This window comes from Paraburkholderia sp. RL17-368-BIF-A (genome assembly GCF_046054045.1).
GTDB lineage: Bacteria > Pseudomonadota > Gammaproteobacteria > Burkholderiales > Burkholderiaceae > Paraburkholderia > Paraburkholderia graminis.
The window spans coordinates 59,747-76,183 of the sequence record NZ_JARESN010000016.1 but is presented as its reverse complement, the minus strand read 5'-3'; the positions used below and the strand labels follow the sequence as shown (position 1 = coordinate 76,183).

Here is a 16,437-nt window from a genome sequence, read left to right as displayed (position 1 = left end):
GCTCTCCTCGATGAATCGCCCTTTATTCAATGCGCATTTCGCATCGCTCAATACGCATATATTCAGGACGCTTGATTAAAGGTGCAGCGCAAAGATTGTACATGCCTTACAGAAAGCTTCAATCGCGCGAAGGGCCGCAGGCATCGATGCAAAAAAACAGCCTCTTCGCTGTTAGGCGAAGAGGCTGTTGTGCGCGGAGCGTTATCTAACGCAGACGCGTTCAGAACATCACACGCGTTCGATGGCGATTGCAATTCCCTGTCCGACGCCGATACACATCGTGCACAACGCGAAGCGCCCTTGCGTGCGCTGCAACTGGTACATCGCCGTGGTGACGAGACGCGCGCCGCTCATGCCGAGCGGATGACCCAACGCGATCGCGCCGCCATTCGGGTTCACGCGTGCGTCGTCGTCGGCCACGCCGAGCGTGCGCAGCACCGCAATGCCTTGCGACGCGAACGCTTCGTTCAGCTCGATCACGTCGAACTGATCGATCGTCATGTTCAAACGCGCCAGCAGTTTTTGCGTGGCGGGCGCCGGGCCGATGCCCATCACACGCGGCGCGACGCCGGCCGTCGCGATGCCGAGCACGCGCGCGCGCGGCGTGAGGCCGAAGCGCTTCGCGGTTTCTTCGTTGGCGAGCAGCAGAGCCGCAGCGCCGTCGTTGACGCCCGACGCGTTGCCCGCGGTCACGGTGCCGTCCGGGCGCACGACGCCCTTCAGTTTCGCGAGCGTCTCGAGGCTCGTTTCGCGCGGATGTTCGTCTTGCGATACGGTGATCGGATCGCCCTTCTTCTGCGCGATCGTCACACCGACGATTTCCTGCGCGAGCGTGCCGTCCTTCTGCGCGCGCGCGGCTTTTTGCTGGCTGCGCAGCGCGAACGCATCCTGATCGGCGCGGCTGATGTTGTAGTCGGTCGCGACGTTTTCGCCGGTCTCGGGCATCGAGTCGACGCCGTACATCTGCTTCATCAACGGATTGACGAAACGCCAGCCGATGGTCGTATCGTAGATGTCCGCCTGGCGCGAAAACGCGCTGGTCGCCTTGCCCATCACGAACGGCGCACGGCTCATGCTTTCGACGCCGCCCGCCACCATCAACGCGGCCTCGCCCGATTTGATCGCGCGCGCCGCGATGCCGACCGCGTCCATGCCCGAACCGCACAGGCGGTTCACGGTCGAGCCGGGCACCGCCTGCGGCAAGCCCGCGAGCAGCAGCGACATGCGCGCGACGTTGCGGTTGTCTTCGCCGGCCTGATTGGCGCAGCCGTAGATCACGTCGTCGATGGCGTTCCAGTCGACGTTCGGGTTGCGCTCCATCAGCGCCTTGAGCGGCACCGCGCCCAGATCGTCAGCGCGAACCGACGACAGCGAACCCGCATAGCGGCCGATGGGTGTGCGAATCGCGTCGCACAGGAATGCTTCGGACATGTGATGTCTCCAGTGATGTACTGCGCGCGGCGCCGGCAGAAGCGCACGGATGAGTCGGGCATCGGCCGGACAGGCTGCCGGGCGGTACTCGCGGGAATTCAGCTTAGCGCAGGATAGTGAACGATGCGTTCGAGTCGCCGGCCGTTTTGTTCTTTATGCGAACAGACGGTCATATATCGAACAACAAGACTCGATGATAGGCGCGCGGCGGAAACGCTGTCAAGCGAACGCCGGCTTGCACCAGGGAATACGTGAGAAGCCCGAACGCGCACCGCAAAGTGTCTGACGATTGAGGCGCTCACACCGCGGCCCGTGTTTGCAAGGCCGCGGCGCGAGGCTGGAGGGGCGTTTGAAGGGACGCTAAAGGGACATTACCGCAGCGAGATGCCTTCGTCGGCGATATAGCCGCGGATCACATCGGTGAAACTTTGATCGCCGCGCAAGCCGAGCTGCTCGGCGCGCGACGTATCCCATCGTCCCGGCCAACTGCCGACAATCTTTTCCACGCGCGCATCCGCCTGCCACACGATCCGTTTCGCGACTTCGTCGCCGGCTACTTCGCGCAACGCCGCGACCATCTCGTCGACGCTGACCGAAATGCCGGGCAGATTCAGCACGCGCTGGTTGCCGAGCGCGGCGGCATTCAGCTCGAGGCCGGCGATCAGGCATTCAATCGCCTTGCGCGGCGACAGCAGCCACAGGCGCGTCGAGCCGTTGACCGGACACACGGCCTCTTCGCCGTTCAGCGGCTCGCGGATAATGCCGCTCGCGAACGACGACGCCGCCGCGTTCGGCTTGCCCGGCCGCACGCTGATGGTCGGCAGACGCAGCACGCGTCCGTCGACGAAACCGCGCCGCGAGTAATCGTTGAGCAGCAATTCGGCGATCGCTTTCTGCGCGCCGTAGGACGACTGCGGATTGAGCGCCGTATCGTTCTTCACGACCTCGGGCAACTCGCCGCCGTACACCGCGACCGAACTCGTGAACAGCACGCGCGGCCGGTGTCCGCGTTGCCGGCAAACATCCAGCAGCAGACGCGATGCATCCAGATTGATGCGCATGCCGAGATCGAAATCCGCTTCGGCCTGCCCGCTGACGATGGCGGCAAGATGAAAAATCGCCGCTGTGTGGCCGTCGATCGCGCGCTCGAGCACGCTGCGCTCGGCGATATCGCCGACTTCGGTGCGCACGCGGCTGTCGCCGAAATCGTTGGCTTGCACGACGTCGAGCAGCACGAGTTCCGTGAGTGCTTGCGGCGCGCCCTGCGCGTCTTTCAACGAACCGCGCGCGAGCAGTTCACGCGCGAGGCGCTGACCGAGAAAACCTGCACCGCCGGTAATGAGTACTTTCATGATTCGCTTGAGTCCTCGTGTTGGGTTATCAGGCCGCGCTCAGGCCGCCTTCACGCTGCGTTTAGATAGGGCTTGAGCCAGCCGAGTCCCGCGGACGTCGCGGCGCGCGGCCGGTATTCGCAGCCGATATAGCCGTCGTAACCGAGCGCGTCGATCACCTCGAACAGATATGGATAGTTGATCTCGCCCGTGTCCGGCTCGTGCCGCTCGGGCACGCCCGCGACCTGAATGTGGCCGATGCCCGCGAAATCGCGCCTTAGTTTCATCGCGAGATCGCCTTCGACGATCTGGCAGTGATAACAGTCGAACTGCACCTTCAGATTCGGCGCGCCGACTTCCGCGCAAATGGCTTGCGCTTCATCTTGCCGGTTGAGAAAAAAGCCCGGCATGTCGCGTGTATTGATCGGCTCGATCACGATCGTGATGCCCTCCGCTTGCGCGGCCTTCGCGGCATGCGCAAGGTTTTGCAGATACACCTCGCGATGCCGCTCGCGCGGCTGATCGGCGGCGATCAGGCCCGCCATCACGTGCAGCTTGCGATTGCCGATCACGCGTGCGTAGTCGAGCGCGGTGTCGATGCTGCGGCGGAACTCGTCTTCACGCCCCGGCAGTGTCGCGATGCCGCGCTCGCCGTTTGCCCAGTCGCCCGGCGGCGCATTGAAGAGCGCTTGCGTGAGGCCGTTCGCATCGAGACGCGCCTTGATTTCTTCCGCGCGGAAATCGTAGGGGAACAGAAACTCGACCGCTTTAAAGCCGTCTTTCGCCGCGGCGGCGAAGCGGTCCAGGAAAGCGTGCTCGTTGTACATCATCGACAGATTCGCGGCGAAGCGAGGCATGGCGGCAACTCCTTTGAAGCGATGTTCGGCGCGCGGCAAACAACGAGCAAGCTATGCGTAGGCCGCACGCAAGACGATTAACGGTTGACCAGTTTCGCGGGCGTGAGCCACGTGGCAATCGCGCCGATCACCAGCATGCCGGCCAGCACATACATGCCGGACTGCGTGCTGTGCGTCAGGTCCTTCAGATACCCGATCATATAAGGGCTCGCGAAGCCCGCGAGATTCCCGATCGAATTGATGATCGCGATGCCTGCCGCCGCGGTCGCGCCCGACATGAACGCCGTCGGCAGCGACCAGAAAAGCGGCGCGCAGGTCAGCACGCCGGCTGCGGCGAGCGATAGAAACGCAATCGACACAACCGTGTTGCTCGCGAACGAAGCCGCTACCGTGAAGCCCACCGCGCCAAACAGCGCCGGCACGATCAGATGCCAGCGGCGTTCGCGGCGCTTGTCGGCGCTATGGCCCATCAGATTCATCACGACGATCGCGCAGAGAAACGGAATCGCGCTCAGCAAGCCGATATTGAACGCACCGCTAACGCCTGTCGATTTGATGAGCGTCGGCATCCAGAACGTCAAACCATATTGGCCGGTGACGAACGCGAAATAGATCAGCGACATCCACCACGTGCGCGGATCGCGGAACACGGCGCGCAGCGAATGCGCATTGGCTTTTTCCTTCGGCTGCGATGCGGCGATTTCATCGCTGAGCAAGCGCTTTTCGGGTTCGCTCAGCCACTTCGCGCTCGCGATGCCGTTGTCGAGATACAGGATCGTCGCAATGCCGATTGCGACCGCGGGAACCGCTTCGATCAGGAACATCCACTGCCAGCCCGCGAGACCCGAGCTGTTATGAAACGACTGCATGATCCAGCCGGACAGCGGATTGCCGAAAATGCCCGACACGGGAATCGCCGACATGAACACCGCAATGATCTTCGCGCGCCGATGCGACGGGAACCAGTACGTCAGATAAAGAATCACGCCAGGATAGAAACCGGCTTCGGCGAGACCGAGCAGAAAGCGCAAGATATAGAACTGCGCGGGCGTCTTGACGAACACGAACAGCGCCGACATCACGCCCCAGGTAATCATGATTCGCGCAATCCAGATACGCGCGCCGAGCTTGTGCATCAGAATATTGCTCGGCAACTCGAACAGAAAATAGCCGATGAAAAACACGCCCGCGCCGAGGCCGAACACGGTTTCGCTAAACGCGAGATCCTGCGACATTTGCAGCTTGGCAAAGCCCACGTTCACACGGTCGAGATAAGCGACCACGTAGCACAGCATCAGGAACGGCACGATGCGCCAGAACACTTTCTTGTAGGTACGCTCGATTTCCGCGGCGCCGGGTTGTCCCAGGGCCGCCGCAATCGGCTGGCCCGATACGGCCTGATACGAACTCATGCAATGTCTCCTTGGATGGATGTGTGATGCGTCGCCTTGGGCGATCTGGCTTTGGATGGTCCGTTGCAACCGGCTACCAGCGCGCGCCGAACACGCTGCGCAGTTCTTCGAGCGCGGCTTCGGTAAGCGGCGCGGGCCGCGAATTCGTCATGAGCCACAAACGTGCGGTTTCCTCGAGTTCTTCGAGTGCATACGACGCCTGCGCGACCGAGCGCTCCCACACCACCGGACCCAGCCGCTCGAGCAACACCGCGCGAACGCTGCCGGCCAGCGCGGCGATTTGCTCGGCGACTTGCGGGTCGCCTGGCCTGCTGTAACGAATCAGCGGGACGTGGCCCACTTTCATCACGTAGTACGGGGTGATCGGCGGCAGTACGTCGCTCTCGCTCCATACGCCCGCAAGCGTGAGCGCGACGAGATGCGTCGAATGCGTATGCACGATGCCGCGCGCCTCGCTGTTGCGCGCATAGATGCCGCGATGCAGCGCGAGCGTTTTCGACGGCTTGCCGCCCGACACCGCGTTGCCGTCGAGATCGACTTTGGCGATGTCGGCGGGATCGAGGCGGCCGAGGCACGCATCCGTCGGCGTGATGAGCCAGCCGTCGTCGAGACGCGCGCTGATGTTGCCGGCGCTGCCCACGGTATAGCCGCGCTGATAAAGACTCGCGCCCGTTATGCAGATTTCTTCGCGCACGCGCGCTTCGTTGGTTGCATGGATGGCGGGTGCGCCGGTCGTTGCGCCGGTCGTTGCGCTAGTCAGTTCACTAGTCATCAAGCGGCTCCGTTCAGATGGCGCAGCGCTTTTTCGAAGAAATCCGTTGCGCCGAAATTGCCGGACTTCAGCGCGAGCGCGAGCGGTTGAGAACCGGTCGTCGCAGTCGCCGGCACGCCCGGATCGATCTGCGCGCCGATGCGCAAACTGTGCACGTCGAGCGCCTGCACCACTGCGCCCGATGTCTCGCCGCCGGCCACGACGAACTTGCGCACGCCGCGCTCATAAAGACCGCGCGCAATCGACGCCAACGTGGCTTCGACCAGATGCCCCGCCTTATCGACGCCGAGTTCGCGTTGCACCGCTTTGACTTCGTCGGGCGTGGCGGTTGCATAGATCAGCATCGGCTCGCCTTTGTCGAGGTACGTTTGCGCGAATGCGAGCGCCTGTTCGATGACGGCCTCGCCGCGCGCGGCCGCGAGCGGATCGATGCGAAACGCGGGACGCGTGTCGCGCCACGCCGCGACTTGCGCGTTGGTCGCTTTCGACGCGCTACCCGCGAGCACCGCCGACAAACCTTCGACGGCCGGCAGTTGCGCCGCATCGTCTTGCGGCTGAAGCAAGCCCGCGCGGCGAAAGTTGGCCGGCAAACCGAGCGCGATGCCCGAGCCGCCCGTGATCAGCTTGAGATCGGCGCAGGCTTCGCCGAGCACGTATAGATCGGCGTCGGAGACCGCATCGGCTATTGCCATGCGTGCGCCCTGCTTACGCAACGCGTCGAACGATTCGCGCACTGCCGCGGCGCCTTTTGCCACCGCGTCGTAGCGCACGAGCCCGACTTGCGATTGCGTCTGACGTTGCAGCACGCGCACGAGGTTCGCGTCGCGCATCGGCGTGAGCGGATGATTCTCCATGCCGGACTCGCTGAGCAATGCGTCGCCGACGAACAGATGCCCGCGAAAAATCGTGCGGCCGTTCTCGGGAAACGCCGGGCATGCAATCGTGAAAGCGCTTGCCTTGTCGTCGACGCAAAGCGCGTCGAGCAACGCATCGGTCACCGGGCCGATGTTGCCCGCATCGGTCGAATCGAACGTCGAGCAATATTTGAAAACGAACTGGCGGCACCCTTGCGCGCGCAACCAGTCGAGCGCGGCGAGCGATTGCGCGACCGCATCGGCGGCCGGAATGGTGCGCGACTTCAGCGCGACGACGATTGCATCCGCCGCGATCGTTTCGCCATCCTGAGGAACGCCGATGGTCTGCACGGTGCGCATGCCGCCGCGCACCAGCATATTCGCGAGGTCGGTCGCGCCCGTGAAATCGTCGGCGATGCAGCCGAGCAGCGCGCGTTGTGTCGTAGCCGTCATGGCAGGCGCTCCCGCTTACTTGGCCGCCGGCACGTCGATGCCGGGGAAAATCTTGATGACCGCGGAATCGTCCTCGCCGCCGTGGCCGGCCGTGGACGCCATCATGAACATCTGATGCGCCGCCGCCGAAAGCGGCAACGGGAATTTCGAGCGGCGCGCGGTATCGAGCACGAGGCCGAGATCCTTGACGAAAATATCGACGGCCGACAGCGGCGTGTAATCGCCATTGAGTATGTGCGGCACGCGGTTTTCGAACATCCACGAATTGCCCGCGCTGTGCGTGATGACGTCGTACAGCGCGTCGAGATCGACGCCTTCGCGCAAGCCGAGCGCCATCGCCTCCGCCGCCACCGCGATATGCACGCCCGCGAGCAACTGGTTGATGATCTTCACTTTCGATCCCGCGCCATGCGCCGAGCCGAGGCGGTAGACCTTGCCGGCCATCTTCGCCAGCACGTCCTCGCAGGCCGCGTAAGCCGCAGCGGGGCCGGACGTCATCATCGTCATCTCGCCGGATGCCGCGCGCGCCGCGCCACCCGAGACCGGTGCATCGAGCATCTGCAAGCCGGCTGCTTCAACACGCTTGCCGAGTTCGATCGCGAAGTCGGGCGCGACCGTCGCGCTTGCGATCACGACGCCGCCCGGCTTCATCGCCGAAACCGCGCCTTGTGCGCCGAACAGCACGGCTTCGGTTTGCGCAGCGTTGACGACCAGCGTGACGACCACCTCGCATTGCGCGCCGAGTTCGGCGGGCGATGCGCAACCCACGCCGCCTTCCTTCACGAAGGCTTGCAGCACTTCGCTGCGCAGATCGCACGCGTGAACGCGAAAGCCCGCGCGCAGCAACGAGCGCGCGACGCCCAGGCCCATTGCGCCAAGACCGATGACACCGACATTTCTGGACATGCTCGAACCTCTCTGAAGTCTGTTAAGTGCTCACGCGAATCGGCGCGGGAATGCGCCGGGCGCGGGACTTTGCATCAGCAAATGCCCGCTTCCGCGAGCCGCCGCGCCGCGTTGTACATGTGAGTTCGCGCCGCATTGCGCGCGGCCATCGGATCGCCCGCGCGAATCGCGGCGGCAATGGCCGCATGCTCTTCGCGCACCTGACGCGAAAAGTCCTCGCGCAACGCTTCATTGCGACGCGTGACGACCGTGCCGGCCTCGAGATACTGGTTCAGGAACGTGAGCGTTTTGAGGAAATACGGATTGCCGGTGGCCGCCGCGATCGCGCGATGAAACGCGACGTCTTCGGTCACGCCGTCTTCGCCCTCGGCGACGGCCTCGTCGATCTTCGCGAGCGCGGCGTCGATGGCCATCATGTCGGCGTCGGTGCGGCGCATCGCGGCCTCGGACGCGACTTCGGCTTCGATCGCCCGCCGCAGCGCGAGAATCTGCACGACGGAGCCAGGCTCGACCGCTTCCGCGTAGTCGATACGCAGCGGCCGCACCGTCCCATGCGCCGCGACGAACACGCCGCTGCCCTGACGCGGCTCGACCACGCCTTCATTCTTCAGCCGCGAGATCGCTTCGCGAATCACCGTGCGGCTCACGCCGAACTGTTGCGCGAGCACCGCCTCGGTCGGCAGCTTGCCGCCGCGCGTGAACGTGCCCTTGTCGATCTGCTTGAGAAGCTGCTGCGCGACCGTGTCGCTCAATGCGCGCGCTGGAATCTTGTCGAACATGCACTGCCTCGTTGTCATGTTATCGGGTCATCATACAAATTTTCGATGCGAACGGCATCCTCGGATACCCTGGGTTTCTCAAGCGCAGGGTGCTTAAGTTGGCGAAACAGAAGGCTTAAGCTATCGTCACGCCTTTGCGCATCCGCATGTTGATCAAGCGTCGATCACGGTCGATCGAGGTCGATTCACTCGACGCGAGCGGTGCCCGAGCCCTTCGAACGCATTCTCCCAGGTCCATGAGCAAAGCCTTGCCGCCGTCCTCCGACGTTTCCGCCAGCGCCGAACCGGCCCCGGACAAACCGGGCGACTCCTACGTGCAGTCGTTCGCGCGCGGCCTCGCGGTGATTCGCGCGTTCGACGCGAAGCGCCCCGAACAGACGCTCACCGACGTCGCCGCCGCGACCGGCCTCACGCGCGCCGGCGCGCGCCGCATTCTGCTGACCTTGCAGACGCTCGGTTATGTCGAAGCCGAAGGGCGCCTGTTCCGTCTCACGCCGAAGATTCTGGACCTCGGCTTCGCGTATCTGACGTCGATGCCGTTCTGGAATCTCGCCGAGCCGGTCATGGAGGAATTGTCCGCGCAGGTTCACGAGAGCTGCTCGGCGGCCGTGCTCGACCGAACCGAGATCGTGTATGTGCTGCGCGTGCCGACGCACAAGATCATGACGATCAATCTGTCGATCGGCAGCCGCTTGCCGGCGTATTGCACGTCGATGGGCCGCGTGCTGCTGTCCGCGCTCGACGACGAAACGCTCGACGCAACGCTGAATTCGTCGCCGCTTTACGCACACACGCCGCGCACGGTGACGGACAAGGAAGAACTGAAGAAGCTGATCGCGCAGGTGCGCCGCCAGGGCTGGGCCATCGTCGATCAGGAACTCGAAGGCGGTCTGATTTCGCTGTCCGCGCCGATCCGCAATCGGCAGGGACGCGTGATCGCCGCGATGAACATCAGCGGCAATGCGCAGCGCAATTCCGCGAAGCAGATGGTGAAGGCGTTTCTCGAGCCGCTGCAACACGCGGCGCAAAGCGTGTCGGAGATGGTGGCGCGGCGCGGGTGATGGCGCTGGCGCTTGTGCTTGCGCTTCTGCGTGAATAACGTTGAGACATAAGCGCCGCTGCCTGCGTCCAGGCGTCTAGCGGCTCAGATACCGTTCCACAAGACGCGTCCAGAACGCCGCGCCCACCGGCAGATTGCGGTCGTTGAAGTCGTAGTGCGGGTTGTGCACCATGCAGCCGTCCTCGCCGACTCCGTTGCCGATACGCAGGAACGTGCCTGGCCGCTGTTGCAGCATGAACGCAAAGTCTTCGCTGCCCATGAGCATGTCGGTCTGTGCGACCACCTTGTCGTCGCCCACCAGTTCGCGCGCAACTTCGATTGCGAAATCTGTTTCGTGATCCGAATTAATCACGACCGGATAGCCTTCGATATATTCGACGATGGCCTTGCCGCCATAACTCGCGGCCTGCGTTTCGGCGAGTTCGGTAATGCGTTTTTTCAGCAGCGCGCGCACTTCGGCGCTGAACGAACGCACGCTCAGTTCCAGCTTCGCCGTGCTTGCGATCACGTTGTTCGCCGTGCCCGCATGCATGGAGCCGACCGTCACCACCGCCGGTTGCGACGGATCGACGTTGCGCGCGACGATCGTCTGCAATGCCATTACGATGCTCGCGGCGATCACGACCGGATCGACCGTCAGATGCGGACGCGCCGCATGACCGCCCACGCCTTCAATCGTGATGATCGCCTTGTCGCCCGCCGACATGAACGGCCCCTTGCGAAACAGCAGCACGCCCGGCTCCGCGCCCGGATGATTGTGCACACCGAACACGGCGTCGCACGGAAAGCGCTCGAACAGGCCGTCTTCGATCATTTTCTTCGCGCCGCTGTCGATGCCGCTTTCTTCGGCCGGCTGAAAGTACAGGTGCACCGTGCCCGAAAAATTGCGCGTGGCCGCGAGGCGTTGGGCCGCGCCGAGCAGCATCGTCGTGTGACCGTCGTGGCCGCACGCGTGCATCTTGCCGTGCGTGCCGCTTGCATAAGGCAAGCCGGTTTCCTCGACGATCGGCAACGCGTCCATGTCCGCGCGAATGCCGATGCTGCGTGTGCCCTCGCCCACTTTGAACGTACCGACCACGCCGGTTTCACCGACACCGCGCGTCACCTGCCAGCCCCATTCTTCGAGTTTGCCGGCGACGAGCGCGGCGGTCTGCAATTCTTCGTAAGCCAGTTCGGGATGGCGATGAATGTGATGGCGAATGTCGCGCAGGCTTTCGGTGGCGGGAATCAGATCGGCTAGTTCGGTCAAACGCGCGGTTTCGCTCATTTTTCAAGGGACTCCGTGATGGATGAAGCAGAATGAAGGCAGACGCAAAGGCGGCCGTAAGCGTGACGCACGCTCACGCGGCTCGATGACCAGCACTATAGCCGGGCATGGCCCTTGAGGAAGGCGATCAATGCATGACCCGCGTCTTCGAGTTCGCCGGAGTTGTCGATCGACTCGCAGCGCACGCCGTCGGGCAAGCTGAAAGGCGCGTGACGTGCGAGCCGCGCGGCCACCTGTTCCGCGGATTCGCGCGCGCGTGCGCCGAGACGCGCCTCGAGAATATGAGGCGCCGCGTCCACATGCACGACTTCGGTCCGCGGATAGCGCGCGAGCGCATGATGCAGATACTGACGCGAACCGTTGACGACCACCGTGCAACCACGCGCGAGCCACGCATCGAGTTCGATGCCGATTCCATAGTGCAGCGAATGACTCGACCACTCGAGCGCGAAGAGACCGAGCAACGAACGCGCGGCGAACTCCTCGACACTGAGCGCGACATGTTCCTCGCCATTGCCGCTTGGCCGCGTAATGTAACGATGCGCGAAAAGAATCGGCTCGCCCGCGAGATGCTTGCGCGCAAAGCCCAGCAACGCGTCTTTACCCGCGCCGGACGGCCCCATCACATAGACCAGGCGACCTGTCATTGGCCCCTCACCTCATGGCTTTTAAACGGCACACTTTGCCATAAGACGGCGCGTTTCGGGACCTGTCCAGCGCGACGTATTTACGTGGACAGCGGCACGCGCTCGGGTTCGTCCGCTTCGAACCACGCGGGATTGCGCGCGGCGATGGGACCGAGCGACACGAGAATTTCGCGCAGATGACTGCGCATCGCGGCTTCGGCGGCGGCCGGATCGTGGGCGCGCAAGCCGGCCAGGATTTTCGCGTGCTGTTTGATTAGCAGATCGAGTGGCGACACGTCGGGCAGACTCAAGTAACGCACGCGGTCCATCTGCGCCTTGATGTCCTGGATGGTTTCCCACGCGGCCGTGCAATCTATTGCTTGGGCGATCGCGTAATGAAACGCCTCGTCGAGTGCGAGAAACGCGGCCGTGTCGTTCGATTTCGCCGCGAGCTTCTGGTCACGGATGTTGTCGGCAAGCGCCTGCAATTGCTCGTCGGTAATCGACACAGCCGCTTTGCGCACGACGGCTGCTTCAATCGCCTCGCGAATGAAGCGCCCTTCGCGCACCTGACGCGGCGAAATGCGCTTCACGAAAGTGCCGCGTTGCGGCAAGACCTGCAATACGCCCGCCTCGACCAGTTTGATGAACGCCTCGCGCACGGGCTGCCGCGACACCTGAAACATGTCGGAGACGTCCTTCTCCGAAAGCGGTGTGCCCGGCGCCATCTGTCCGATAAAAATGGCCTGCCGCAACGCCCGGAAAATCTGCTTGCCGATAGGTTCGTGCGAATCGAACGACACGTTCGCGGTCAGGTCGGGCAGCGCGACATGCTCGCCTTGCTGCGCACTCGCGCGACGCCGGGCGCGCGGCACGGCGAGCGTTGCATCGGCGGAAATCAAAGGCTTGCTGGCGGAGAAATTCCTGGTCGACATTTTTGCAAACTACGGAGAGCATCGGGTGGGAAGCCTCAGCGATACGTCGCGAGGCTTCGCACCATACTACCATGCACGTTTGATGGTCAGCGTGCTTGCACGCGGCTCGCGAATCCATACGACCGAGCACACCGCGCCGAGCACCGCAATCCCGCCCGCCAGCACGAATGCGCTGCCGTATGCGCCATGCGTCGCCTGCACGATGAAGCCGGTAACCGCGGGTCCAATCACGCCGGCCAGATTCGCCAGCAGATGCACGAAGCCGCCGACGCCGCCCACATGTTCGCGCGGCACCGTGTCCTGAATCACGGCCCAATACACGGCGCCCGTCACATAGAGGAAGAAGATCGAGACCGACATCAACGCGACCGCGCTTTGCGTGCTGGCCACGCGGCCGGCCAGCGCGACGCACACCGCCGCCGCGCCGAGGCAGGTGCCGAGCACGATCTTGCGCGACAGCAGCGGCCTGCCCGTCAACCGCAGAATCAGGTCGGAGATGAAGCCGCCCGCTGCGAGCCCGATGCTGCCGAGTACCCACGGGATCACCGTGGCGATACTCATGTCATGCAAGCTCAGGTGATGCGCTTCCGTCAGATACGTCGGGAACCACGAGAGAAAGAAGAACAGCACGTAGTTATACGAGAAGAATGCGAAGGCCGTCGCGAGAATGATCGGCTTGCGCAGGAAGTGGCCAAGGCCGAGCTTCTCGCCATCGGCCGAATGGGTGATGGCATGTTCATCCGCCTGACCGGCCAGAATGAGCTCCATCTCCGCCTGCGAGACACGCGCGTTCTGCTGCGGATGCTCAGTCGTCGTCGCGGCCCATGCGATCAGCCAAAGCAGCCCCAGCAGCATGATTGCGACGAAGGCCCAGCGCCAGCCGAACTGCACCGCCATGAAGCCCACCACCGGACCCGCGAGCGCGCCGCCAAGCGGCGTGCCGGAGCTGATCACGCCGATCGCGCTCGCGACTTCCTTGCGCGGAAACCAGTTGTTGACCATCTTGCTGTTGGACGAGCTGAACGGGCCTTCGCCCATGCCGAACAGCACGCGCAAGACGATGAGCGAACCAATGCCCGTCGCAAGCGCCGTTGCTCCGCAAAACACGGACCATACGCCCATTGCCGTGCCGAACACGCGTTTTGCGCCGACCTTATCCGACAGCACGCCGCCCACGAAATTGAACAACGCGTAGCCGACGAAGAAGCTGCTGAACACCACGCCCATTTGCGCGTGCGAAAAGTTAAGGTCTTTCTGGATCAGCGGCGCGGCGATAGACAGCGCGGAGCGGTCCAGATAATTGATGACGCCTGCGAGAAACAGCAGCGCCACGACAAACCAGCGTTGACTTTTAATCATGCGATGTCTCCTTCGGTTCTCGCCTCTTGACGGGCGTTAATACCGCTTGTGAATGGGATGCGCGCGCCTCTCGGACGTGCGGCTTCAATCGAAATTCAGGTGCACCTTCATCGATTGCGAGCGGTCGAGCGCGACCTCGAACGCCTTGTTGGCGTCGTTCATCGCAAACGCGTGCGTCATGAGCGGGCGCAGGTCCAGCTTGCCGGAGGCGATTTCATCGGCGGCGGTCGCGTATTCGTCGGCGAAACGGAACGAGCCCTGGTAGCGAAGCTCTTTCGACATGACGAGGTTGGCGGCAACAGGCGATTGACCCGCCGGCAAATTGCCGACCTGGATCACCGTGCCGCCCGCGCGCGCCGAGCGCAACGCGGTGTCGAGTCCCGCAGGGCTACCCGATGCTTCTATCACGACATCGAACGTGCCGCGTTGCGCGGACCATTGTTCGATCGTCGCGGTATCGGCGGCATTCACGGTCTGGTCCGCGCCGAGCTGTTCCGCGACGCTCAACGCGCGGCTCGACAGATCCACCGCGACGACCCGATGCGCGCCGGCGCGCCGCGCGACGGACAACAGAATGCAGCCGATCGGTCCGCAACCGATCAGCAGCACGCTCGCGCCGATGAGCGAGCCGGCCTGCTTCACCGCGTGCAACGCAACGGCGAGCGGCTCGGCCATCGACGCCTGCGCGAAATCGACGCCGTCCGCCACCGGGAAACATTGCCGCGCGGCCACGACAATGTATTGCCGGAACATGCCCTGCGTGTGCGGGAAGGTCGACGCGCTGCCCATGAAGCGCATGTTCAGACAATGATTAGGCATCCCTATCGTGCAGTACTTGCAGGTGCCGCATGCGAGGCCCGGATTCACGGCGACGCGCTGGCCGGGCGCGAGACGCGTTTCCGTACTCACGCCCGCGCCGAGCGAATCGATTTCGCCGGCCACTTCGTGTCCAAGCACAAAGGGCTCGCGCACCGCAAAATCGCCGCTTTTTCCCTTGAAGTAGTACGACAGATCCGAGCCGCAAATGCCGCCCGCGCGCACGCGCACTCGCACCTGACCGGGGCCCGGCTCCGGCGGCTCCATTTCGTCGATGCGGATCAGCTTGGGTTCGTGAAGGACGGCTGCAAACATGATGGACTCCGGTATTTCAATTCGAAAAAAGAAAGCTCAGCGATAACGCGGCGTCACCAGTTCCATAGCGTGCCGTCCTCGAGACGCGCAACGGGCAGATAAGCCGGGTCGTACGGGAAACGCGCGGCAGCGGCTTCGTCGATGTCGACGCCGTGACCCGGCGCATCGCCGGGATGCATCATGCCTTTGTCGAAACGCCATGCATGCGGGAATACATCGAGCGCGTCTTGCGGAAAGCCCATGTATTCCTGCACGCCGAAATTCGGCACCCACAGGTCGAAATGCAACGCAGCGCCCATGCAGACCGGCGACAGGTCCGATGGTCCGTGGCAGCCGGTGCGTACCTGATACAGCGAAGCAAAATCCGCAATCCGCCGAAGATGCGTGATGCCGCCCGCGTGAGTCAACGTCGCGCGGATATAGTCGATGAGCTGTTCCTCGATCAACTGCTTGCAGTCCCAGATGCTGTTGAACACTTCGCCGACTGCGATCGGCGTGACCGTATGCTCGCGTATCAGGCGGAAGCCGGCCTGGTTTTCGGCGGGCGTCGGGTCTTCCATCCAGAAGAGACGGTACGGTTCGACAGATTTGCCAAGGCGCGCGGCTTCGATAGGCGTCAGCCGATGGTGCACGTCGTGCAGCAGATGCGTGTCGAAACCGAACTTGTCGCGCACGGCTTCGAACAGCTTCGGCACGAAGTCGAGATATTTCTCCGACGACCAGCTTTGCTCTTCCACCGCGCCCTTCGTTGCAGGCTCGTACATGCCGCTGTCCTTCGACACGCCATAGACAGAGCGCATATTCGGCACGCCGCATTGAATGCGGATGGCCTGATAGCCCGCTTCGATGTGTTCGGCGTACCGCTCGAGCGCTTCGGGAATGTCACGGCCGGTAGCGTGTCCGTAGACCATCACGCCTTCGCGCGACGCGCCGCCGAGCAGTTTGTACAGGGGCATGCCGGTCACTTTGCCGAGTATGTCCCAGAGCGCCATGTCGACAGCGGCGATTGCCGTCATCGTGACAGGACCGCGGCGCCAGTACGCGCCTTTGTACAGATACTGCCAGGTGTCTTCGATACGGCCAGGATCGCGGCCGATCAGAAGCGGGCACACGTGGTCCTTCAGATACGAGGCAACGGCCAGTTCACGGCCATTGAGCGTCGCATCGCCGATGCCGTGCACGCCTTCGTCGGTGACGATTTTCAGCGTGACGAAGTTGCGGCCGGGACACGTGACGATGACGTCGGCACGAACGATCTTCATGG

15 protein-coding genes are annotated in these 16,437 nt (G+C 63.3%); 1 reads left to right on the top strand and 14 read right to left on the bottom strand.

Annotation, left to right across the window (positions count from 1 at the left end):
- Positions 1–228: 228 nt before the first annotated feature.
- The 8 genes from pcaF to P0D87_RS24410 all read right to left on the bottom strand — a co-directional run bounded on the left by pcaF (position 229) and on the right by P0D87_RS24410 (position 8,795).
- Complete coding sequence (gene pcaF / locus P0D87_RS24445) at positions 229–1,431, bottom strand: 3-oxoadipyl-CoA thiolase (RefSeq protein WP_053859514.1); 1,203 nt, start codon at positions 1,429–1,431, stop codon at positions 229–231.
- Between the two features lie 371 nt (positions 1,432–1,802).
- Positions 1,803–2,783, bottom strand: coding sequence for a D-erythronate dehydrogenase (gene denD, locus P0D87_RS24440; RefSeq protein ID WP_053859515.1), 981 nt, complete (start codon positions 2,781–2,783; stop codon positions 1,803–1,805).
- 50 nt (positions 2,784–2,833) lie between these two features.
- Positions 2,834–3,619 carry a 2-oxo-tetronate isomerase gene (gene otnI, locus P0D87_RS24435; protein ID WP_053859516.1) on the bottom strand — a complete coding sequence of 262 codons (786 nt, stop codon included), beginning with the start codon at positions 3,617–3,619 and terminating at the stop codon, positions 2,834–2,836.
- A 77-nt stretch (positions 3,620–3,696) separates the two neighbouring features.
- Positions 3,697–5,031 (bottom strand): MFS transporter, encoded by a 1,335-nt coding sequence (locus tag P0D87_RS24430; RefSeq protein WP_053859517.1) that lies wholly within the window; start codon positions 5,029–5,031, stop codon positions 3,697–3,699.
- Positions 5,032–5,104: 73 nt separating this feature from the next.
- Positions 5,105–5,803 carry a 3-oxo-tetronate 4-phosphate decarboxylase gene (gene otnC, locus P0D87_RS24425; protein ID WP_053859518.1) on the bottom strand — a complete coding sequence of 233 codons (699 nt, stop codon included), beginning with the start codon at positions 5,801–5,803 and terminating at the stop codon, positions 5,105–5,107.
- Entirely contained in the window at positions 5,803–7,110 is a 1,308-nt protein-coding gene (otnK, locus tag P0D87_RS24420) for a 3-oxo-tetronate kinase (protein WP_053859519.1), read from the bottom strand. Before otnK ends, otnC begins: the two co-directional genes overlap by 1 nt.
- 15 nt (positions 7,111–7,125) lie before the next feature.
- On the bottom strand, positions 7,126–8,016 hold the full coding sequence (ltnD, locus tag P0D87_RS24415) for an L-threonate dehydrogenase (RefSeq protein WP_053859520.1): 891 nt from the start codon (positions 8,014–8,016) through the stop codon (positions 7,126–7,128).
- Positions 8,017–8,090: 74 nt separating this feature from the next.
- Positions 8,091–8,795, bottom strand: coding sequence for a FadR/GntR family transcriptional regulator (locus P0D87_RS24410; protein ID WP_006049265.1), 705 nt, complete (start codon positions 8,793–8,795; stop codon positions 8,091–8,093).
- Positions 8,796–9,031: 236 nt separating this feature from the next.
- Here P0D87_RS24410 and P0D87_RS24405 point away from each other — a divergent pair, with 236 nt between their 5' ends.
- A complete protein-coding gene (locus P0D87_RS24405; RefSeq protein ID WP_006049264.1) occupies positions 9,032–9,856 on the top strand; it encodes an IclR family transcriptional regulator in 825 nt (274 codons plus the stop codon).
- Positions 9,857–9,931: 75 nt separating this feature from the next.
- Here P0D87_RS24405 and P0D87_RS24400 read toward each other — a convergent pair whose 3' ends face one another.
- The 6 genes from P0D87_RS24400 to manD form a co-directional block, all read right to left on the bottom strand.
- The gene (locus P0D87_RS24400; RefSeq protein WP_053859521.1) at positions 9,932–11,122 is read right to left on the bottom strand and encodes a M20 aminoacylase family protein; all 1,191 of its coding nucleotides are present in this window, start codon (positions 11,120–11,122) and stop codon (positions 9,932–9,934) included.
- 95 nt (positions 11,123–11,217) lie between these two features.
- Positions 11,218–11,769, bottom strand: coding sequence for a phosphonate metabolism protein/1,5-bisphosphokinase (PRPP-forming) PhnN (gene phnN / locus P0D87_RS24395; protein ID WP_053859522.1), 552 nt, complete (start codon positions 11,767–11,769; stop codon positions 11,218–11,220).
- Positions 11,770–11,849: 80 nt separating this feature from the next.
- Positions 11,850–12,683 carry a GntR family transcriptional regulator gene (locus P0D87_RS24390; RefSeq protein WP_082367110.1) on the bottom strand — a complete coding sequence of 278 codons (834 nt, stop codon included), beginning with the start codon at positions 12,681–12,683 and terminating at the stop codon, positions 11,850–11,852.
- A gap of 66 nt (positions 12,684–12,749) precedes the next feature.
- Complete coding sequence (locus P0D87_RS24385) at positions 12,750–14,042, bottom strand: MFS transporter (RefSeq protein ID WP_053859523.1); 1,293 nt, start codon at positions 14,040–14,042, stop codon at positions 12,750–12,752.
- Positions 14,043–14,126: 84 nt separating this feature from the next.
- Positions 14,127–15,173, bottom strand: a complete 1,047-nt coding sequence (locus tag P0D87_RS24380) for an L-idonate 5-dehydrogenase (protein ID WP_006049259.1) — start codon at positions 15,171–15,173, stop codon at positions 14,127–14,129.
- Positions 15,174–15,226: 53 nt separating this feature from the next.
- Positions 15,227–16,435, bottom strand: a complete 1,209-nt coding sequence (gene manD / locus P0D87_RS24375) for a D-mannonate dehydratase ManD (protein WP_053859524.1) — start codon at positions 16,433–16,435, stop codon at positions 15,227–15,229.
- Positions 16,436–16,437: the final 2 nt, after the last annotated feature.